We start from the raw sequence: 20,330 nt of genomic DNA, 5'->3' as shown, positions 1-20,330 counted from the left end.
TTTGATATCATTGAGACGAGGTGATATCGATGATTCCGTTATCAAGGCCCGATATAAACGAGCAGGACATCGAAAGGGTAGTGGAAGTTTTAAAAAGCGGAAGGCTCAGTCTCGGTGAGTACACGAAGCGTTTCGGAGAGATGGTGGCCGAATACACGGGTGCCAGATTCGGCTGGGCGGTGAGCAGTGGAACGGCTGCGCTCCACCTCATCCTGGAGAGTCTCGATATCGACGAGGGAGATCTGATCCTTGTGCCTTCCTTCACCTTCATCGCTTCTGCTAACGTAATCCTCATGAAAAGGGCAATTCCCGTTTTCGTGGATGTGGATGAGAGAACTCTGAACGTTTCTCCAGAAACACTGGAGGAGAAGGTGAAAAGGTGTCTCAAGGGATTCAAACAGGGAAACGTTGAGATAAAAGGAAAGCCCCGACTTTTCATGGGCGTTGATATCTTTGGGCATCCCCTCGACTGGGACGGAATTCTTGACGTCTGTCGGAGGTACGGCATCACGGTGGTGGAAGACTCCTGTGAGGCTCTTGGGTCCGAGTACAAAGGAAGAAAGGTGGGCACCTTTGGAGTGGCCGGCGCTTTCGCATTCTACCCGAACAAACAGATCACCACGGGAGAAGGCGGTGTTGTTGTGACGAACGATGAAAAGATACACACCGCTGTGAAGAGCATGAGCAACCAGGGAAGAGGTGAAGGAGACGAATGGCTCTACCATGTGCGTTTCGGTTACAACTACAGAATCGACGAGATGTCGGCCGCGCTTGGATGTTCTCAAATGGAAAGAATCGATGAGATCGTAGAAAAACGCGCAAAAGCGGCAGAGAGATATTCAAAGATGTTGAAAGAATTCTCTTGGGTGAAGGTGCCCGTCGTGGAAGATTACGTCACCAAGATGAGCTGGTTCGTCTACGTCGTGAGACTGGAAGGTCCAGATAGAAACCGTGTGATGGGGTACATGGAAGAAAAGGGAGTCCAGGTTAGAAACTACTTTTATCCCGTCCACTTTCAGCCCTTCTACGAAAAACTCTTTGATAGCATGAGGGGACTGCTTCCCGTGACGGAGAGGGAATCTGAGAAAACGCTCGCCATTCCGTTCTTTACGAACATCACAGAAAGTGAACAGAAGACGGTGGTGGAGATCCTCAGAGAGGCGGTGGAGAGGGTTGGTTAGCCTTCTTCTCAGCGTTCTCTCCGGCTTTCTCACCGCTCTTTCGATGCCGGGATTCCTCTCCGGAGCTCTAATTTGGTTTTCTCTGATTCCACTTCTGTACGCGGTGGAAGGCAAGGGGGTGTGGAAAAGGGCGTTTCTTTCTTTCGTTTACTTTTTCACTCACGTACTGATATCTTTCTTCTGGGTACTTCCAACTCTGACGGAGAACGTGCCCCTTGTCTTTGGAAGATACCCTTCCTGGCTTGGAATCGTGGTGTTTGTGCTGATGGGAATCATTGAAGCTGTTCCATTTCTTGGTTTTGGATTTCTCTCGTACTTTGCACCGCGATCGATCGTTCTGAAGACTCTTTACCTTGCTTCTGTTTATACCGTCTTCGAGTATCTCCGCGGTGTGGGAGAACTCGGATTCACCGGAGGAAGGATCTCAGAAGCGCTTTACAGTCACACCGGATTGATACAGATCGTTTCCATCACGGGGACTCTGGGCCTCGTTTTTTTGATAGTTTCTCTGAACGTCCTCTTCTATGAGTTCTTGAGAAGAAGAAAAGGCCTTCTCATCTTTCCTGTGATCTTCTTCGTCTATCTGTTGAACTCTTCTGTTGTGCACCTTCTTCCCGTTCCTGAACGTGGTTCTTTCGAGGTGGTTGCACTCCAACCAAATGTTCCCACTTCTCTGAAATATTCTGTGTCGAGCGGAGAGATGCTTGAGCTTCTCGAGTCGATGACGAAGGATTTTCATGGAAGCATCGTGATCACTCCCGAGGCGTTCTTTCTGGTGGATGTGCGTTATTCTCAGAAGCTGAGAGAGCTCTCGGAGGAGAACACCTTCGTGATAGGATTTCCCGCGGACAACCAGAACAGTGTTTTCGTTCTGGAAGATGGAAGATTCAGAAAGGTCTATTCCAAGGTGAAGCTCTTTCCCTTTGTGGAAAAACTGCCGTACCCAAGGGTCTTTGGGGTTTTCAGTTTCCTGAAAGGATTGTCCTACTATGAACCTGGGCGGAATTTTTCCGTCTTCAACGTTGGAGAGAGTCCCCCGCTCTCTGTTCAGATCTGTTTTGAAAGTTACTTTCCGGAGGTATCACGCGCTTTCGTGAGAAACGGAAGCGAACTCCTCATTGTTGTGACGAACGATGGGTGGTTTCACTACAAAGCAGCGCTGTTGAATCACTTCGTCCAGGGAGTGTTCAGGGCCGTTGAAACGAGAAGACAGTTCCTTCAGGTGGCAAACACCGGGATCACAGGTCTCGTTGACGAGTACGGTAGAATAGTAGATGCTCTTCCTCTGCGGGTGAGACTGGCAGGAGAGTTTCACATAAAAGCGAGAAAAGGCGAAACGTTCTACGTCAGATATGGAGACTGGTTTTTTTACATCTCTGTGATTCTGGCAGGAGTCAGTGTCTTCATTTCCAGGCTGCGAGGTGAAAGGAATGAAGGTATCGGAATTCGATTATGAACTTCCACCAGAACTCATAGCGCAGGAACCTGTGGAACCACGGGACGCTTCCCGCCTCATGGTGCTCCACAGAAAAACGCGGAGAATAGAACACCGTATATTCCGGGAGATAATAGAGTACCTTGAACCCGGCGATCTGCTCGTTCTGAACGTATCGAAGGTGATACCAGCCCGTCTCTACGCGAGGAAAAAAACGGGTGCCAGCATCGAAATTCTTCTGATAGAGCGTTTAGAAGAAGGTATCTGGAAGTGCCTTGTGAGACCGGGTCAGAAGGTGAAAAAAGGAACGGAACTTGTGATCGATGAGGATCTGTCCGCCGTCTGCCTCGGTCGGGGTGAAGATGGAACGAGGATTCTGAAGTTTCAGCCTCAGGACGACAGATTGATCTTCGAGAAGGGCAGAACACCTCTTCCGCCGTACATAAAAAACGAAGTTCCTCTCGAGAGGTATCAAACCGTGTACGCGAAAGAAGAAGGCTCCGTCGCTGCGCCGACCGCGGGGCTTCACTTCACACCAGAACTCATAGAGAAGTTGAAGAAAAAGGGAGTTCAATTCGCTGAAGTTGTTCTGCACGTGGGAATAGGGACTTTCAGGCCCGTGAAGGTTGAGGAAGTGGAAAAACACAAGATGCACGAGGAATTCTACCAGGTTCCAAAAGAGACAGTCAGAAAACTCAGAGAGACAAGGGAAAGGGGAAACAGAGTTGTAGCGGTTGGGACAACAACGGTGAGAACTCTGGAAACAATCGCCAGACTTCCCGAGCAGGAAGAATACGTGGGAAAAACCGATCTATTCATATATCCACCCTTCGAGTTCAAACTCGTCGATGCCCTGGTTACCAACTTTCACCTTCCTCGTTCTACTCTTCTCATGCTGGTTGCGGCGTTCGCGGGGAAGGATTTCGTCATGGAAGCCTACAGGGAAGCCGTGAAAAGAAGATACAGATTCTTCTCTTTCGGCGATGCGATGCTGATTCTGTAACGGTTTGGAAAAAACACCCTTCTCTTAAACATAGGGTATAGAAAACGAAAATATGTGAACAGTATAATGGAGGTTGGGTTCCTTGAGGATCCTTGGGGTAGATCCCGGCTACGGAATTGTAGGAATAGGCATCGTTGAAGTATCTGGAAACAGAATCTCTCACGTTTTCCACGGAACGATAGAGACTCCCAAAAATCTTCCAGCGGAAAAGAGGTTGAAGCGAATCTACGAGGAGTTTTTGAAAGTTCTTGAACGTTTCTCTCCAGACGAATGCGCCATGGAAAAGCTGTTCTTTGTGAAAAACGTTACCACGGCCATAGGTGTGGGGGAGGCACGTGGTGTGCTTCTTCTCGCTCTCGCGGAAAAAAACATACCTGTCTTTGAATACGCGCCGAACGAAGTGAAGGTTTCGCTGTCGGGGTATGGAAGGGCAAGCAAGAAACAGATTCAGGAGAACGTAAAGCGTTTTCTGAACCTTTCGGAGATTCCCAGACCCGACGATGCAGCGGATGCACTCGCCATCGCCTGGTGTCACGCCCTTCAGAGCAGAGCAAGGAGGGTAACACATGAAAAAGATTGAAAATTTGAAGTGGAAAAATGTCTCGTTTAAAAGCCTGGAAATAGATCCCGATGCAGGTGTGGTTCTCGTTTCCGTGGAAAAATTCTCCGAAGAGATAGAAGACCTTGTGCGTTTACTGGAGAAGAAGACTCGGTTTCGAGTCATCGTGAACGGTGTTCAAAAAAGTAACGGGGATCTAAGGGGAAAGATACTTTCCTTTCTCAACGGTAATGTGCCTTACATAAAAGATGTTGTTTTCGAAGGAAACAGGCTGATTCTGAAAGTGCTTGGAGATTTCGCACGGGACAGGATCGCCTCGAAACTCAGAAGCACGAAAAAACAGCTCGATGAACTGCTGCCTCCCGGAACAGAGATCATGCTGGAGGTTGTGGAACCTCCGGAAGATCTTTTGAAAAAAGAGGTACCACAACCAGAAAAGAGAGAAGAACCAAAGGGTGAGGAAGTGAAGATCGAGGATGAAAACCACATCTTTGGACAGAAACCCAGAAAGATCGTCTTCACCCCCTCAAAAATCTTTGAGTACAACAAAAAGACATCGGTGAAGGGCAAGGTCTTCAAAATAGAGAAGATCGAGGGGAAAAGAACGGTCCTTCTGATTTACCTGACAGACGGAGAGGATTCTCTGATCTGCAAAGTCTTCAACGACGTTGAAAAGGTTGAAGGAAAGGTATCGGTGGGAGACATCATCGTTGCCACAGGAGACCTTCTCCTCGAAAACGGAGAGCCCGCCCTTTACGTGAAGGGAATCACAAAGCTTCCCGAAGCGAAAAGGATGGACAACTCTCCGGTTAAGAGGGTGGAGCTCCACGCCCATACCAAGTTCAGCGATCAGGACGCAATAACAGATGTGAACGAATATGTGAAACGAGCCAAAGAATGGGGCTTCCCCGCGGTAGCCCTCACGGATCATGGGAACGTTCAGGCCATACCTTACTTCTACGACGCGGCGAAAGAAGCTGGAATAAAGCCCATTTTCGGTATCGAAGCGTATCTGGTGAGTGACGTGGAGCCCGTCATAAGGAATCTCTCCGACGATTCGACGTTTGGAGATGCCACGTTCGTTGTCCTCGACTTCGAGACGACGGGTCTCGACCCGCAGGTGGACGAGATCATCGAGATAGGAGCGGTGAAGATACAGGGTGGCCAGATAGTGGATGAGTACCACACTCTCATAAAGCCTTCCAGGGAAATCTCGAGAAGGAGTTCGGAGATCACCGGAATCACTCAAGAGATGCTGGAAAACAAAAGAAGCATCGAAGAAGTTCTGCCGGAGTTCCTCGGTTTTCTGGAAGATTCCATCATCGTAGCACACAACGCCAACTTCGACTACAGATTTCTGAGGCTGTGGATCAAAAAAGTGATGGGATTGGACTGGGAAAGACCCTACATAGACACGCTCGCCCTCGCAAAGTCCCTTCTCAAACTGAGAAGCTACTCTCTGGATTCCGTTGTGGAAAAGCTCGGATTGGGTCCCTTCCGGCACCACAGGGCCCTGGATGACGCGAGGGTTACCGCTCAGGTTTTCCTCAGGTTCGTTGAGATGATGAAGAAGATCGGTATCACGAAGCTTTCAGAAATGGAGAAGTTGAAGGATACGATAGACTACACCGCGTTGAAACCCTTCCACTGCACGATCCTCGTTCAGAACAAAAAGGGATTGAAAAACCTATACAAACTGGTTTCTGATTCCTATATAAAGTACTTCTACGGTGTTCCGAGGATCCTCAAAAGTGAGCTCATCGAGAACAGAGAAGGACTGCTTGTGGGAAGCGCGTGTATCTCCGGTGAGCTCGGACGTGCTGCTCTCGAAGGAGCGAGTGATTCAGAACTCGAAGAGATCGCGAAGTTCTACGACTACATAGAAGTCATGCCGCTCGACGTTATAGCCGAAGATGAAGAAGACCTAGACAGAGAAAGACTGAAAGAAGTGTACCGAAAACTCTACAGAATAGCGAAAAAATTGAACAAGTTCGTCGTCATGACCGGTGACGTTCACTTCCTCGATCCCGAGGACGCCAAAGGCAGAGCCGCGCTTCTGGCACCTCAGGGGAACAGGAACTTCGAGAACCAGCCCGCGCTCTATCTCAGAACGACCGAAGAAATGCTCGAGAAGGCGATAGAGATATTCGAAGATGAAGAGATCGCGAGGGAAGTCGTGATAGAGAATCCCAACAGAATAGCCGATATGATCGAGGAAGTGCAGCCGCTCGAGAAAAAACTTCACCCGCCGATCATAGAGAACGCCGATGAAATAGTGAGAAACCTCACCATGAAGAGGGCGTACGAGATCTACGGTGATCCACTTCCCGAAATCGTCCAGAAGCGTGTGGAAAAGGAACTGAACGCCATCATAAATCATGGATACGCCGTTCTCTATCTCATCGCTCAGGAGCTCGTTCAGAAATCTATGAGCGATGGTTACGTGGTTGGATCCAGAGGATCCGTCGGGTCTTCACTCGTGGCCAATCTCCTCGGAATAACAGAGGTGAATCCCCTACCACCACATTACAGGTGTCCAGAGTGCAAATACTTTGAAGTTGTCGAAGACGACAGATACGGAGCGGGTTACGACCTTCCCAACAAGAACTGTCCAAGATGTGGGGCTCCTCTCAGAAAAGACGGCCACGGCATACCGTTTGAAACGTTCATGGGGTTCGAGGGTGACAAGGTCCCCGACATAGATCTCAACTTCTCAGGAGAGTATCAGGAACGTGCTCATCGTTTTGTGGAAGAACTCTTCGGTAAAGACCACGTCTATAGGGCGGGAACCATAAACACCATCGCGGAAAGAAGTGCGGTGGGTTACGTGAGAAGCTACGAAGAGAAAACCGGAAAGAAGCTCAGAAAGGCGGAAATGGAAAGACTCGTTTCCATGATCACGGGAGTGAAGAGAACGACGGGTCAGCACCCAGGGGGGCTCATGATCATACCGAAAGACAAAGAAGTCTACGATTTCACTCCCATACAGTATCCAGCCAACGATAGAAACGCAGGTGTGTTCACCACGCACTTCGCATACGAGACGATCCATGATGACCTGGTGAAGATAGATGCGCTCGGCCACGATGATCCCACTTTCATCAAGATGCTCAAGGACCTCACCGGAATCGATCCCATGACGATTCCCATGGATGACCCCGATACGCTCGCCATATTCAGTTCTGTGAAGCCTCTTGGTGTGGATCCCGTTGAGCTGGAAAGCGATGTGGGAACGTACGGAATTCCGGAGTTCGGAACCGAGTTTGTGAGGGGAATGCTCGTTGAAACGAGACCAAAGAGTTTCGCCGAGCTTGTGAGAATCTCAGGACTGTCACACGGTACGGACGTCTGGTTGAACAACGCACGTGACTGGATAAACCTCGGCTACGCCAAGCTCTCCGAGGTTATCTCGTGTAGGGACGACATCATGAACTTCCTCATACACAAAGGAATGGAACCGTCACTTGCCTTCAAGATCATGGAAAACGTCAGGAAGGGAAAGGGTATCACAGAAGAGATGGAGAGCGAGATGAGAAGGCTGAAGGTTCCAGAATGGTTCATCGAATCCTGTAAAAGGATCAAATATCTCTTCCCGAAAGCTCACGCTGTGGCTTACGTGAGTATGGCCTTCAGAATTGCTTACTTCAAGGTTCACTATCCTCTTCAGTTTTACGCGGCGTACTTCACGATAAAAGGTGATCAGTTCGATCCGGTTCTCGTACTCAGGGGAAAAGAAGCCATAAAGAGGCGCTTGAGAGAACTCAAAGCGATGCCTGCCAAAGACGCCCAGAAGAAAAACGAAGTGAGTGTTCTGGAGGTTGCCCTGGAAATGATACTGAGAGGTTTTTCCTTCCTACCGCCCGACATCTTCAAATCCGACGCGAAGAAATTTCTGATAGAAGGAAACTCGCTGAGAATTCCGTTCAACAAACTTCCAGGACTGGGTGACAGCGTTGCCGAGTCGATAATCAGAGCCAGGGAAGAAAAGCCGTTCACTTCGGTGGAAGATCTCATGAAGAGGACCAAGGTCAACAAAAATCACATAGAGCTGATGAAAAGCCTGGGTGTTCTCGGGGACCTTCCAGAGACGGAACAGTTCACGCTTTTCTAATCCAGAAGAAGCGCCATAACGAGCACATCCTCAAAGGAGCCGTCATCTCTTCTGACGGCCTTTCTCTTTATTCCCTCGAGTTCGAAGCCGAGTTTTCTGTAAAGGCTTATAGCCCTTTCGTTCGACTTCAGAACTTCGAGCTGGATCCTTATGAAACCATTCCTGCGTGCCCATTCTATGGCGCTTGTGATCATTCTGGTTCCGATTCCAATGTTCCAGTATCTCTTCTTCACGCTTATACCTATTTCTCCCACGTGCTTCGTCCTCTTTCTTCCGAACCCCGTGAAGGTCAGCAGAGAAACGATTTCTCTGTTGATCTCGCCCACTATCATGAGCTTTCCAGGGTTGCTTCTGTACATTCTTATGTAGTTCCTTTCCGTGGAAACATCGTAAACCTCGTCCGGGCGGGTGATCAGAAAATCCGTTTCCGATGTTACTTCTTTCAGGTACTCTACGATTCTTCTTGCGTCCCAGATGCTGGCTTCTCTTATCAGGAGCAGAGAACCGTCTTTCAGGAGTTCCTTTCGTGGAAACATTCACTTTTCCTCCAGTTCGAGCGCTCTTCTGTAAGAAGAGATCAGAGATTCTATGACACCGCTTCTCACAGCGAACCTCTCCATTGTGATGAGTCCTTCTATGGTCGTTCCGGCTGGAGAACTCACCCTGTGTTTCCACAGAGCCGGGTGTTCGCCCGTCTCTGTTAAAAGCTCCGCGGAACCTTTGAAGAGCCTATAAACAAGTTCTTTCGCCGTGTCGAGTGGGATGCCCATCTTCAGCGCAGCGTCGAGAAACGCCTCCACCACGACGAAGATGAAAGCGGGGCCACTTCCGGTGAGGGCAGTGACGGCTGAGAAGAGCTTTTCCTCTATTTCAACGACGAAACCGAGTTTCTCAAGGAGTGATTTGACGAGTTCTCTTTCTTCAAGGCTCATATCAGCGCTGAAGGCGGTGGCGAGCACCCCTTCTCCCACTCTCACAGCAACGTTCGGCATAATCCTTGCCACCTTGTGAATACCGTACTTTCTTATCTCTTCGATTTTCAAGCCGGCAACTATCGAGAGCAGGATTCCGTCGAAACCTTTCAACGTGCCGAGCACAACGGGAGCGTCCTGAGGTTTGACTGCGAGGACTATCAGATCTGCCTCACGAACTTTTTCCAGATCGGCAATTTCGTATGGAGGAGCATTGAATCGAGAGAGTTTTTCACTGTCCTTTTCAACAAGGAGAATCCTTTCGGCCTCCTTCGAAAATTTCTCTGCGAAGATCGAACCCATGTTACCAACACCGACGATACCGATTGTCATGATCTTCCCTCCCGGTCTTTTTGGATATTATACAACCCAGGAGGTCTTGAAAATTCCTGTGCGGCTGGTAAAATAGAAACCAGAGGGAGGCCAGCGTAGCTCAACCGGCAGAGCGGCGCATTCGTAATGCGCAGGTTGTGGGTTCGAGTCCCACCGCTGGCTCCATTTCTTTTTAATGGAGGGGTGTGAAGCATTTCCGACGAATTTGAAGAAAGATTTCTGAGCTTTTTGAAGGAAGAAAGGTTGCTTGAAGAAGGAGAACATGTGCTTGTTGCAGTCTCCGGCGGAATAGATTCGATGACCCTCCTGTACGTTCTGAGAAAATTCTCCCCCCTTTTGAAGATCAAGATCACAGCGGCTCACCTCGATCACAGGATAAGAGAGTCTTCCAGAAGGGACAGGGAATTTGTAGAAGAGGTATGTCGCCAATGGAACGTTCCTGTAGAAACGTCAGAGGTGGATGTTCCTTCTCTCTGGAAAGATTCGGGAAAGACATTGGAAGAGATCGCAAGAGAGGTGAGATACGATTTTCTGAAAAGAACGGCAAAGAAAGTCGGAGCCTCGAAAATCGCCCTCGCACATCACAAAAACGACCTTCTGGAAACGGTCGTTCACAGGCTGATAAGAGGAACAGGCCCCCTTGGTCTTGCCTGCATCTCTCCTAAAAGAGAAGAGTTCATCAGACCTTTTCTTGTCTTCAAAAGGAGTGAAATAGAAGAGTACGCCAGAAAGAACAATGTTCCTTACGTTGTTGACGAGACCAACTACAACGTCAAATACACGAGAAATTTCATCAGACACAGAATAGTCCCTCTCATGAAAGAATTGAACCCAACTGTGGAGGATGCCGTCTATAGACTGGTTTCTGTCACCCATTTGCTGAGAAATTTCGTTGAAAGAACTGTGCAGGACTTTGTTGAGAGGAATGTCTATTTCTACAAAGACTACGCCGTGTTCGTTGAGCCGGAAGATCTTTTTCTTTTCCTCGAAGTCACAAGATGGGTGTTGAAAGAGATGTACGGAAGGGTACCAGAGTATGAAAAACTGATCGGAACCTTGAAGTCGAAGAGAGTAGAGCTCTGGAGCGGAATTTTCGTGGAACGATCTTTCGGTTATGTAGCTGTGGGGAAGACAGTTTTCAAGAAAAAATACCGTGTTGAAGTGAAAGGTGACATGTTGGAGATGGAAGGGTTTAAAATAAGAGTGGTGAATAACAGAAACGATATGAAATTTTGGGTCAGAAACAGAAAAGAAGGTGATAGAATAATAGTCAACGGCAGGGAGAGAAAGCTGAAGGATGTTTTCATCGAGAAAAAAGTCCCAACTTTTTACAGAGACAGGGTTCCTCTCCTCGTCGATGAAGAAGATCGGGTTCTCTGGGTTCCGGGGATCGCCCGATCAGACTTTTTGCCAGAAGATGTGGTTGTGGAACTTCTGGAATACCCTGTCGGTTATGTGAAAGGAGGTACATATTTTGAACAGGTCTAACATCTGGAATCTACTGTTCACGATACTCATAATAGTCACACTTTTCTGGCTCGCCAGATTTTTCTACGTCGAAAACTCACCTGTGTCTAAGCTTAGCTACACGAGTTTTGTTCAGATGGTCGAGGACGAAAGAAGCGTGGTCTCAGAAGTTGTGATCAGGGACGACGGAGTACTGAGAGTTTACACCAAAGACGGTAGAGTTTACGAAGTGGACGCTCCGTGGGCCGTGAACGATTCGCAGCTCATAGAAAAACTGGTTTCAAAGGGAATAAAAGTCTCGGGAGAGAGAAGCGGAAGCAGCTCCTTCTGGATAAACGTCCTCGGCACTCTCATACCGACGATACTCTTCATTGTCGTGTGGCTCTTCATCATGAGGAGCCTCTCTGGAAGGAACAATCAGGCGTTCACGTTCACAAAGAGCAGGGCAACAATGTACAAACCCTCTGGGAACAAGAGGGTCACCTTCAAGGACGTTGGAGGAGCGGAAGAAGCCATAGAGGAACTCAAAGAGGTAGTTGAATTTCTGAAAGATCCCTCTAAATTCAACAGGATCGGCGCAAGGATGCCCAAGGGGATCCTCCTTGTAGGGCCTCCAGGTACCGGTAAAACGCTCCTTGCGAGGGCAGTTGCGGGCGAAGCGAACGTGCCGTTCTTCCACATCAGCGGTTCTGACTTCGTGGAGCTCTTTGTCGGAGTCGGTGCCGCGAGGGTGAGAGATCTGTTTGCACAGGCGAAGGCTCACGCTCCATGTATCGTCTTCATCGATGAGATCGATGCCGTTGGAAGACACAGGGGAGCGGGACTTGGAGGAGGACACGATGAAAGAGAGCAGACCCTGAACCAGCTTCTCGTGGAGATGGATGGATTCGATTCGAAAGAGGGCATCATAGTCATGGCGGCCACAAACAGGCCCGATATCCTGGACCCTGCACTTTTGAGGCCCGGAAGGTTCGACAAGAAAATCGTGGTCGATCCACCTGACATGCTCGGAAGAAAGAAGATACTCGAGATTCACACGAGAAACAAACCGCTCGCGGAAGACGTGAATCTGGAGATCATAGCGAAGAGAACGCCGGGATTCGTCGGGGCGGATCTGGAAAACCTCGTAAACGAGGCGGCGCTTCTTGCGGCGAGGGAAGGTAGAGACAAAATCACGATGAAGGACTTCGAGGAAGCCATAGACAGGGTGATAGCCGGACCCGCAAGAAAGTCGAAGCTGATCAGCCCGAAGGAAAAGCGCATCATAGCGTACCACGAGGCGGGACACGCCGTGGTATCCACCGTGGTTCCAAACGGGGAACCCGTTCACAGAATTTCCATAATCCCCAGGGGATACAAAGCCCTCGGATACACGCTTCATCTTCCTGAGGAGGATAAGTACCTTGTTTCAAGGAACGAACTTCTCGACAAACTCACAGCTCTACTCGGAGGTAGAGCAGCAGAAGAGGTGGTCTTTGGCGATGTGACGAGTGGGGCAGCCAACGATATAGAAAGGGCCACGGAAATTGCGAGAAACATGGTCTGTCAGCTGGGAATGAGTGAAGAACTCGGACCCCTCGCCTGGGGTAAGGAAGAGCAGGAAGTCTTTCTTGGAAAAGAGATCACACGGCTCAGAAACTACAGTGAAGAGGTAGCGAGCAAAATCGACGAAGAAGTGAAAAAGATAGTGACGAACTGCTACGAGAGGGCGAAGGAGATAATAAGGAAATACAGGAAGCAACTGGACAACATCGTGGAAATACTGCTGGAGAAAGAAACGATAGAGGGAGACGAGCTGAGGCGGATACTGTCCGAGGAGTTTGAAAAGGTGGTGGAATGATGGATTTTGATTTCCTTGAGGGGAAAAGGCTTACGGAAGACGTGGCTCTCGATGAAACTATGGTGTGGAACGAAGACATCGAGATGCTTGATCTCCATCTCGTCGCGACTTCAGCCCTGATAGGGGTAGTTCACAGAGTGTCGTACGAGCTGTTGAGCAGGTATCTCCCCAGTGATTACACGGCGGTTGTGGTGGAGACCCTGGCAAGACACGTGAAGGCTGTTCCAACGGGAACGAGAGTTGCTGTTGGTGTCAGGGTGGTTGGAGTTGTGGGAAACAGGGTGAAGTTCAGAGGAATCGTGATGAGCGGTGACGAAAAGATACTGGAGGCTGAATTCGTCAGAGCGATAGTTCCCAGGGAAAAGCTCCGGAGGTTAGCCCTTGAGAAGGCCGAGAAGACCTCAAGACTTTTTGGAATATGAGAAGGTGTTGAAATTCAAAGAGAGTGAAAAACAGATCGAAGAAACGGAGACAAAGGGCGACGTTCGAGTCGCCCTTGTTGTTCCTTCCGGCTACGAAGTGGCGGCCTCTGGACTCGCCTTTCACTACGTCCAGAAGCTCCTCAACTCCCATCCGAGGATCAGGTGTGAGAGATTCTTCTACGACGAGACCTTCAAGAAGTTCTACTCCCTTGAAACGCAGACACCTATAGATGAGTTCCCTATATGGCTTTTCTCCGTGAGCTTTGAGAACGACTTTTCAAACCTCCTCGATATTCTGAAGAAAAAAGACGTTCCTCTTTCCTGGAAAGAAAGAGAAGATTATCACCCCATCATAATAGCTGGCGGGGCGGTCACCTATTTGAACGAGGAATTCCTCATTCCGGTGGCGGATGCCGTCTACTACGGTGAGCTGGAAAAATACCTGGATCTGTTCACGGAAGCCCTCACAGGAGAAACGAAGCAGGAAATCTTGAGTTCTCTTTCCAGGATTCCCTCTGTAGAAGTTCCCTCTCTGAAAGAACACAGCGAAATAGCAACAGGAGTTGATCTGAACGATTTTTTGCCTCACTCCAGCGTTGTTCCATCGCGGGGAGTTTTCCCTGGAAAACTTCTGGTCGAGGTGGGAAGGGGATGTATAAGGCGCTGTGCTTTCTGCATATTTGGAAAGAATCTGAAGCCAGCAAGGTTCGTGAAACCTGAAAGATTCGAAGAGCTGGTGAAAAACACCCCGTACAGTGAGTACGGTCTCATAAGCGCCACCATAACCGATTACCCCTGGCTCGAGGATCTCCTCGATACAGTGGAGAAATATCAACTGAAGATCTCGGTTTCTTCCCTGAGGCTGGATCGACTCTCGGAAAGGCTGCTCAGGACTCTCAAAGACTCCGGTCAGAGATCTTTTACGATCGCCCCAGAGGCGGGATCGCAGCGAATCAGGGACATCCTTAAAAAGGACATCACTGATGAGCAGATAGAAAACGCCTTGAAACTGGCAAGAAAACTGGATTTTGACAGGGTGAAGATGTACTTCATCTACGGACTCGAAGAAGAAACGGAGGAAGATCTTGAAGCCTTCAAGAAACTCGGAGATCTCGCGGTTCGGCTCGGATACAGGGAGGTCCACATGAGTTTCAACCCGCTCATACCAAAGCCGGGAACGGAGTTCGAAAGAAGAAAAATGGAACCGGTTGATGTTCTGAGAAAAAAAGAGAAAATTCTGAAGAACTTACTCAAGGGCTTCAGAGTGGATTTCGAAAGCATCAGAGAATCTGTAGTTCAGTACACGATCGCACACGCCGGTAAAGAAGAGGTAGAAAGCTGGCTGAAATTCTTCGAAAAATCGGATAAAAAATTACTTGGTAAGTTGATTTACGAAGAGGGGAGGAAAAGACTGTGTTGAAAGAAAAACTTCTGAGCAAAACGGCCCTTCTCGGAGTGATCGGCCTCGGGTACGTGGGACTCCCGCTCGCCGTTGAAAAAGCAAAAGCGGGATACAAAGTGTTAGGGTTCGATATCCAAAAGAAGAGGGTCGATATGGTGAACCGCGGGGAAAACTACATAGGAGACGTGGTCGACGAGGACCTCAAAGATCTTGTGGAAAAAGGTATGCTCAGGGCCACCACGGATTTTTCTGAGATGAAGAACTGCGACGTCGTCACGATATGCGTTCCAACACCGCTCGGGAAGTACAAGGAACCCGACCTCACCTACGTCATAAACACCGCAAAGGAGATCGCAAAGTACCTCCACAGAGAAATGCTTGTTGTGCTGGAGAGCACAACCTATCCGGGAACCACCGAGGAGGTCGTCCTGCCCATCTTGGAATCCACCGGGCTGAAAGTCGGGAAGGATTTCTATCTCGCCTTCAGTCCTGAAAGGGTGGATCCCGGAAACAGAATTTACAAGACGAAGAACACACCGAAGGTAGTCGGTGGTGTGACGGAAAAATGCACGGAGCTTGCGAAGATCCTCTATGAAAACGTGCTCGAGGCACCCGTTCACACCGTCTCTTCACCGAGGGCGGCGGAGATGGCGAAGGTGCTCGAGAACACCTTCAGACTGGTCAACATCTCCCTCATAAACGAAGTGGCCATCGTCGCGCGAAGAATGGGAATCAACATCTGGGAAGTGATAGACGCCGCTGCAACAAAGCCCTTTGGATTCATGCCCTTCTATCCCGGACCTGGTGCGGGAGGGCACTGTATCCCGATAGATCCCTTCTACCTCGCTTACAAAGCGAAGGAGTTCGATGTGAGGCTCGACCTCGTGGAGATGGCCGGTGAGATAAACGACTTCATGCCCGAGTACGTGGTGATGAGAGTTCAGGACATCCTGAACGAGAGAAAGAAACCTTTGAACGGCTCGAAAGTGCTTCTTCTTGGAGTCGCGTACAAGGGTGACATAGACGACACGAGAGAGTCGCCTGCGCTGAAGGTCTGGGACCACCTCGAAAAGAAGAAAGCGGTAGTTGAATTCTTCGATCCTTACGTTCCGGAAGTGAAGAGAGGAGACAGGATTCACCGACGGGTCGAACTCACTGAAGAGTACCTGAAGGGTGTGGACATCGTGGTGATCACGACCGCCCACAAGAACGGAGTTGATTACGACTTCGTTGTGAAGAACGCGCCCGTGGTCTTCGACACCAAAAACATCACAAAAGACGTGAAAGAAAACAGAGACAAGATCATCCTGCTTTGAACCTTCTGATCGCTTCGTCGATCTCCGGGATCTGTCTGATCAGGAAGATGTAAGAGAGAACAACAATTGAAACGACGGCTATCGCGAGGACCCTCCAGAGGGTCCTCCTTTTCCACGAGAAGGGTCTCATCGTGTATCCAAGAAGCATTCCAGATAGAAAACCGCCAAGGTGAGCCGCGTTGTTGATGTTCGTGCCCGGGAGAAATCCGTACACAACGTTGATCAGAATGATGGGAAGAAGCGACATGCCGGTCACAGGTTTCATGAAGAAGGGTGTGTCCTTTCGAAAACCCGCCGCGAAGAGTATTCCGATGAGGCCAAAGATGGCACCACTAGCCCCGACGGAGATTGTGTCGTGGTAGAACACGTGCGTTGCCAGATTACCCACGATTCCGGTGAAGAAATAACCGACCAGGAACTTCTCCGTTCCGTATATATCCTCCACGATCAAGCCAAAGTAGTAAAGCGCGTATGAATTGAACAGTATGTGGAGTATTCCTCCGTGGACGAACAGAGCGGTGATCAACCTGAACCAGTCTCCCGCGTCGACTCTGGGACCGTACTGCGCTCCGTATCTCAACAAAAGCAGCATCTGAAGAACGGGATCCCTGGTCGAGAAAACACCAGAAAAGGTCATCATCACGAATATGAACGCGTTGAAGAGCAGAATGAAATAAACGGCCCTTTTTCTCATCGAAGCTTTACTCCTTTCATCTCTTCTGTGGAGAAGTCGAAGGGGTACTTCACCGGTCTTCCTTCCAGGAAAGACCTGTATATTCCAAGAACTATCTCCACCGCTTTTTTGCCGTCTTCTCCAGAGATGTAAGGCTTCCTGTCGTTCGTCACGGCCTCGTAGAAATCTCTGTACACGTACTTGTGACTGTCTCCGTACACCGTGTCCGGATCCGGTAGATTCATGAACGGATGACCCTCTTCTCCTTCGAATCTCCAGGTGAGGATCCTGTTGACGGCGATTCCACCGATAACCACCGTTCCTTTCTCACCGAAGATAGCGAGTGTCTCTTCTAAGTTTCTCGGAAACACGTTGCTCGTTGCTTCTATCAGGCCCGTCTTCCCGCCTTTGAACTTCACGATGGCGAAACCTTCGTCTTCCGCCTCTATGTACGGGTGATTCGTGTTCGCTATGTGCCCGTAGATCTCCTCTATCTCTCCTCCGAGGAACCACTGAAGAAGATCTATGGCGTGCGTGGACTGGTTCATCAGGACCCCGCCGTCCATCTCCCAGGTACCTCTCCAGCTCGCCTGTTTGTAGTAATCCTCGTTTCTGTTCCACCTCACGGCGACAGACGCGTAGAAGATCTTTCCAAACGCCCCCGAATCGAGTTTTTTCCTCACTTCCTGAACGGGTGGATTGAATCTGTTCTGGAAGAAAACACCGAGTTTTAGATTCTTTTGTTTCGAGAGTTCTACCATCTCGTTCATGTGCTTTGTCGAGAGGGCCATGGGTTTTTCCACGAGGACGTGTTTTCCAGCTTCGAGCGCTTCCATGGTGATCTGGTAGTGTTTTCCGCTCTCGGTGGCTATGGAGATCACGTCTACGTCTTCTCTTTTGAGGAGCTCTCTGTAGTTCGTCATTGTCTCGGGTCTTCTCAAGCCCGACTTTTCGAAATGTTCGGCGGCGCGGTTCGCCCTTTCTTCCACGAGATCACACACCGCCACCGTTTCGAACAGGTCCTGCGTTTCAATCAGCGCTGGGACGTGTTTCTTCTGTCCGATCCTTCCGCATCCCACGAGTGCTATCCTCAGTTTCATAATGAACCTCCCTTTCGAAGATCAAAAGACCAATCACCACAAGCACAACTCCTCCCACAAGAAGAGCGGAGGGAAGTTTCAGTTTCAGCAGGTGTTCCGCCACGGCCGTTACAACTGGTATGTAGTATATCATGTTCGTTGTCGTTCTGCTTCCCAGTCTCTCTATGGCTTTGTTCCAGAGAAAGTAGGCAAGACCCGAGCAGACGAGTCCCAGATAAAGAAGAGAAATCACAACGATTGAGTTCATCTCTCTTATCTGCTGGAACTTTCCGGCTGAGAAAGGAAGGAAGAACACGACGCCCCAGAACATGATCCCCGCGTTTTCTCTGAAGGAGAGACTCCCGAGACTTTCTATGTGGTGAGTGTAAAAGACCCACGACAGAGCCGCGCCGAAGGCGAGAAGGTCTCCGAGGGGATTCAGTTTCAGAACGAACCTGCCGTTCAAAACGACGAGGGCCACCCCGAGAAAGGACAGGATCACACCCAGGTACATCTTCGAAGTGGTTTTCTTTTTCTGAACGAGATGCGAGAAAAGGAGAAAGAATACAGGAGCTGAAGACACTATGATCGCTGCGTTGGTGGGCTCTGTGAACATGAGGGCGGAATTCTCAAACGCAAAATAGCTGAACACTCCCCAGAAACCAGCCATCACGATATTTTTATTGAAAAGCTTTGGTCTTCCACCGGATATGAGGAAAAGAAAAAAGAAAGCGAAGATGAACCTCAGAAAACCCGCAAAGAACGGATCCAGAACCTGAACTACCACTTTGGTGGCAAGAAAAGAGATCCCCCAGAACACCACAACGAGCCACGCGAAGAACCTTTCCAAAATCATCTCTCCCTTCTCAGCACCTCACCGATCTTGGGAACGAAGTCCTTCTTTCTGGACATAACCCCCTTCAACAGAAAAAGACCGTCCTTCTTTTCCGCGTTGAAGGCTTTTTCCACTAACTTTTGATCTCCATCCATCATCAGAAGACTCGCTTCTTCCACAGGATTCGTGAAGAGCACAAAGAAATGTTTGACACCGAATTCTCCCTTGAGGGTCTTCAGTGTGTTCATGAAACGTTCCTTTTCTTTCAAAAGTGTTGAAAAGTCCGACGTCATTATCTGAGAAACGGCGAAGGATTCTTCTCCCATCTCGTAGACTTTCACGTCGCGCTTCAGCAGTTCAGCGGGATCGACGTTTTCCGGTATCTTCATCCCTTCTTTCAGCAATTTCTTCGCGAATTTTTCCAGATCGAGTTTAGCAACATCAGCCAGGAAATTCGCCATCTTCCTGTCTTTCTCTGTTGTCGTTGAAAGTTTGAAGAAGAGCGTATCGGAGACGATGCCTGAGAGAAGAATTCCGGCTATTTCCCTTTCCATCTTCACACCGTTTTTCAAGAAGAACTCCGCCACTATTGTTGAGGTGCTTCCTACGGGTTCGTTGTAGAAGAAAACGGGATTCAGAGTGCTCAGACCGCCGAGCCTGTGATGGTCAATGATCTCGAGGATTTCCGCTTTCTCGACTCCTTCGGGTGCCTGGGTGATCTCGTTGTGATCAACGAGGATCACCTTTTTCCTCACATCTTTGAGCAGATCCGTCCTAGTTATAACACCACAAAGCCGCCCTTTCTCGTCTTCTACGAACGCTGCTCTTATCTTCGAGGTGAAGACGATCTCTTTTACTTCCTCGAGTGTGTCCTTCTTCGTCACCGTGGGGAATTTCTTGCTCATCACGAGGGTCACGGGGAGTGAAAGGTTTATGAGCTTTGCGGCGCCGAACGCGTCGAATTTCACCCTCAAAACAGCAGCGTTCTTTTCCTTTGCTATTTCAAGCACTCTGTTTGATACTGGAGCGTTGTTCACGACTATCATGAGTTTTGCTCCTTTTTCCAGAAGAGCGATCTGGGCCGGTTCGTTGTCTCCTACAATCACCACGTCGCCTATCTCTATTTTTCCCAGGAGCACGTGAAGAGCGTCCACCGCGATGTGAACCTTTCCGGATACGGTTTTTTCTTTCATGTAGTCACAGACAACCTCTGCTTTCAGTATCCTGACTAGCTGATCGAACGGAACCGGGTGTATAACCAATGGTTCTATCTTCAATCTCCTCACGTAGATCCGGGCAAGGTTGCTTTCAGTGACCACTCCTATCATTCTCTCCTTTGAAACCACCGGAACGTTCTTTATTCCTTTGCTTTCCATGAGCATGGCCACGTCGTAGACAGATGTGTCCGGGGGGACGAAAATGGGATTTTTCAGCTCGAGATCTTCAACGGTGGGTTCGAGCGTTTCAATGTGGAGGGGTGGATTCATTCCGAAATATTTGAGCACGAAGAGGGACTCATTTGTGAGATCGCCGTTTCGAGCTGGAATGAATGTTTTTCCCTTTTCTACATTGTTTTTGAAGTACGCGTACCCTATCGCGGAACAAACACTGTCGGTATCCGGGTTCTTGTGGCCTATCACGTACACTCTTTCCAATGCTTTCACCTCCGCTACTAAAAAGATTCTATCAGATGATATAATCCT

16 protein-coding genes and 1 tRNA gene are annotated in these 20,330 nt (G+C 49.2%); 11 read left to right on the top strand and 6 right to left on the bottom strand.

The window, feature by feature from the left end; translation table 11 throughout:
• Window positions 1-29 precede the first annotated feature (29 nt).
• The 5 genes from T2812B_RS01835 to polC all read left to right on the top strand — a co-directional run bounded on the left by T2812B_RS01835 (window position 30) and on the right by polC (window position 8,289).
• Window positions 30-1,181 (top strand): DegT/DnrJ/EryC1/StrS aminotransferase family protein, encoded by a 1,152-nt coding sequence (locus tag T2812B_RS01835; protein WP_008192350.1) that lies wholly within the window; start codon window positions 30-32, stop codon window positions 1,179-1,181.
• Window positions 1,174-2,637, top strand: coding sequence for an apolipoprotein N-acyltransferase (gene lnt / locus T2812B_RS01830; RefSeq protein ID WP_008192353.1), 1,464 nt, complete (start codon window positions 1,174-1,176; stop codon window positions 2,635-2,637). The genes T2812B_RS01835 and lnt overlap by 8 nt, the downstream gene beginning before the upstream one ends.
• Window positions 2,612-3,619: a tRNA preQ1(34) S-adenosylmethionine ribosyltransferase-isomerase QueA gene (gene queA, locus T2812B_RS01825; protein ID WP_008192355.1), complete on the top strand. Its 1,008-nt coding sequence runs from the start codon at window positions 2,612-2,614 to the stop codon at window positions 3,617-3,619. Before lnt ends, queA begins: the two co-directional genes overlap by 26 nt.
• 82 nt (window positions 3,620-3,701) lie before the next feature.
• Window positions 3,702-4,199 (top strand): crossover junction endodeoxyribonuclease RuvC, encoded by a 498-nt coding sequence (gene ruvC, locus T2812B_RS01820; RefSeq protein WP_008192358.1) that lies wholly within the window; start codon window positions 3,702-3,704, stop codon window positions 4,197-4,199.
• Entirely contained in the window at window positions 4,186-8,289 is a 4,104-nt protein-coding gene (polC, locus tag T2812B_RS01815; RefSeq protein WP_008192362.1) for a DNA polymerase III subunit alpha, read from the top strand. The genes ruvC and polC overlap by 14 nt, the downstream gene beginning before the upstream one ends.
• Here the strand turns inward: polC and T2812B_RS01810 are convergent.
• Window positions 8,286-8,825 (bottom strand): GNAT family N-acetyltransferase, encoded by a 540-nt coding sequence (locus T2812B_RS01810; RefSeq protein WP_004081283.1) that lies wholly within the window; start codon window positions 8,823-8,825, stop codon window positions 8,286-8,288. The genes polC and T2812B_RS01810 overlap by 4 nt on opposite strands.
• On the bottom strand, window positions 8,826-9,593 hold the full coding sequence (proC, locus tag T2812B_RS01805) for a pyrroline-5-carboxylate reductase (protein WP_008192368.1): 768 nt from the start codon (window positions 9,591-9,593) through the stop codon (window positions 8,826-8,828). It abuts the gene before it with no gap.
• A gap of 89 nt (window positions 9,594-9,682) precedes the next feature.
• Here proC and T2812B_RS01800 point away from each other — a divergent pair.
• The 6 genes from T2812B_RS01800 (at window position 9,683) to T2812B_RS01775 (ending at window position 16,040) form a co-directional block, all read left to right on the top strand.
• Window positions 9,683-9,758: transfer RNA gene (locus T2812B_RS01800), tRNA-Thr, on the top strand.
• 99 nt (window positions 9,759-9,857) lie between these two features.
• The gene (gene tilS / locus T2812B_RS01795) at window positions 9,858-11,081 is read left to right on the top strand and encodes a tRNA lysidine(34) synthetase TilS (protein WP_231556592.1); all 1,224 of its coding nucleotides are present in this window, start codon (window positions 9,858-9,860) and stop codon (window positions 11,079-11,081) included.
• Window positions 11,068-12,900 (top strand): ATP-dependent zinc metalloprotease FtsH, encoded by a 1,833-nt coding sequence (gene ftsH, locus T2812B_RS01790; protein ID WP_004081278.1) that lies wholly within the window; start codon window positions 11,068-11,070, stop codon window positions 12,898-12,900. The genes tilS and ftsH overlap by 14 nt, the downstream gene beginning before the upstream one ends.
• Window positions 12,897-13,322 (top strand): thioesterase family protein, encoded by a 426-nt coding sequence (locus T2812B_RS01785; RefSeq protein ID WP_038050716.1) that lies wholly within the window; start codon window positions 12,897-12,899, stop codon window positions 13,320-13,322. The genes ftsH and T2812B_RS01785 overlap by 4 nt, the downstream gene beginning before the upstream one ends.
• The gene (locus tag T2812B_RS01780; RefSeq protein ID WP_008192380.1) at window positions 13,282-14,742 is read left to right on the top strand and encodes a radical SAM protein; all 1,461 of its coding nucleotides are present in this window, start codon (window positions 13,282-13,284) and stop codon (window positions 14,740-14,742) included. Before T2812B_RS01785 ends, T2812B_RS01780 begins: the two co-directional genes overlap by 41 nt.
• Window positions 14,736-16,040 carry a nucleotide sugar dehydrogenase gene (locus T2812B_RS01775; protein ID WP_008192383.1) on the top strand — a complete coding sequence of 435 codons (1,305 nt, stop codon included), beginning with the start codon at window positions 14,736-14,738 and terminating at the stop codon, window positions 16,038-16,040. The genes T2812B_RS01780 and T2812B_RS01775 overlap by 7 nt, the downstream gene beginning before the upstream one ends.
• Here the strand turns inward: T2812B_RS01775 and T2812B_RS01770 are convergent.
• The 4 genes from T2812B_RS01770 to T2812B_RS01755 are packed head-to-tail and all read right to left on the bottom strand — an operon-like array spanning window position 16,027 to window position 20,282.
• Window positions 16,027-16,734 carry a rhomboid family intramembrane serine protease gene (locus T2812B_RS01770; protein ID WP_008192385.1) on the bottom strand — a complete coding sequence of 236 codons (708 nt, stop codon included), beginning with the start codon at window positions 16,732-16,734 and terminating at the stop codon, window positions 16,027-16,029. The genes T2812B_RS01775 and T2812B_RS01770 overlap by 14 nt on opposite strands.
• Entirely contained in the window at window positions 16,731-17,813 is a 1,083-nt protein-coding gene (locus T2812B_RS01765; protein ID WP_008192388.1) for a Gfo/Idh/MocA family protein, read from the bottom strand. The genes T2812B_RS01770 and T2812B_RS01765 overlap by 4 nt, the downstream gene beginning before the upstream one ends.
• The gene (locus T2812B_RS01760) at window positions 17,743-18,648 is read right to left on the bottom strand and encodes a DMT family transporter (protein WP_004081271.1); all 906 of its coding nucleotides are present in this window, start codon (window positions 18,646-18,648) and stop codon (window positions 17,743-17,745) included. Before T2812B_RS01760 ends, T2812B_RS01765 begins: the two co-directional genes overlap by 71 nt.
• The gene (locus T2812B_RS01755) at window positions 18,645-20,282 is read right to left on the bottom strand and encodes a putative manganese-dependent inorganic diphosphatase (protein WP_008192391.1); all 1,638 of its coding nucleotides are present in this window, start codon (window positions 20,280-20,282) and stop codon (window positions 18,645-18,647) included. Before T2812B_RS01755 ends, T2812B_RS01760 begins: the two co-directional genes overlap by 4 nt.
• Window positions 20,283-20,330: the final 48 nt, after the last annotated feature.

It is taken from the genome of Thermotoga sp. 2812B (genome assembly GCF_000789335.1).
In the GTDB taxonomy this organism is placed as follows: Bacteria; Thermotogota; Thermotogae; order Thermotogales; family Thermotogaceae; genus Thermotoga; species Thermotoga maritima.
Note: the sequence above shows the minus strand (reverse complement) of the source record. Positions and strands in the feature narration are given on the sequence as shown.

Excerpts from the sequence above, each read along its gene's own strand:
- T2812B_RS01835 (WP_008192350.1), top strand. The coding sequence starts at position 30 with ATGATTCCGTTATCAAGGCCCGATATAAACGAGCAGGACATCGAAAGG.
- queA (WP_008192355.1), top strand. The coding sequence starts at position 2,612 with ATGAAGGTATCGGAATTCGATTATGAACTTCCACCAGAACTCATAGCG.
- polC (WP_008192362.1), top strand. The coding sequence starts at position 4,186 with ATGAAAAAGATTGAAAATTTGAAGTGGAAAAATGTCTCGTTTAAAAGC.
- T2812B_RS01810 (WP_004081283.1), bottom strand. The coding sequence starts at position 8,825 with ATGTTTCCACGAAAGGAACTCCTGAAAGACGGTTCTCTGCTCCTGATA.
- proC (WP_008192368.1), bottom strand. The coding sequence starts at position 9,593 with ATGACAATCGGTATCGTCGGTGTTGGTAACATGGGTTCGATCTTCGCA.
- T2812B_RS01785 (WP_038050716.1), top strand. The coding sequence starts at position 12,897 with ATGATGGATTTTGATTTCCTTGAGGGGAAAAGGCTTACGGAAGACGTG.
- T2812B_RS01770 (WP_008192385.1), bottom strand. The coding sequence starts at position 16,734 with ATGAGAAAAAGGGCCGTTTATTTCATTCTGCTCTTCAACGCGTTCATA.
- T2812B_RS01765 (WP_008192388.1), bottom strand. The coding sequence starts at position 17,813 with ATGAAACTGAGGATAGCACTCGTGGGATGCGGAAGGATCGGACAGAAG.
- T2812B_RS01760 (WP_004081271.1), bottom strand. The coding sequence starts at position 18,648 with ATGATTTTGGAAAGGTTCTTCGCGTGGCTCGTTGTGGTGTTCTGGGGG.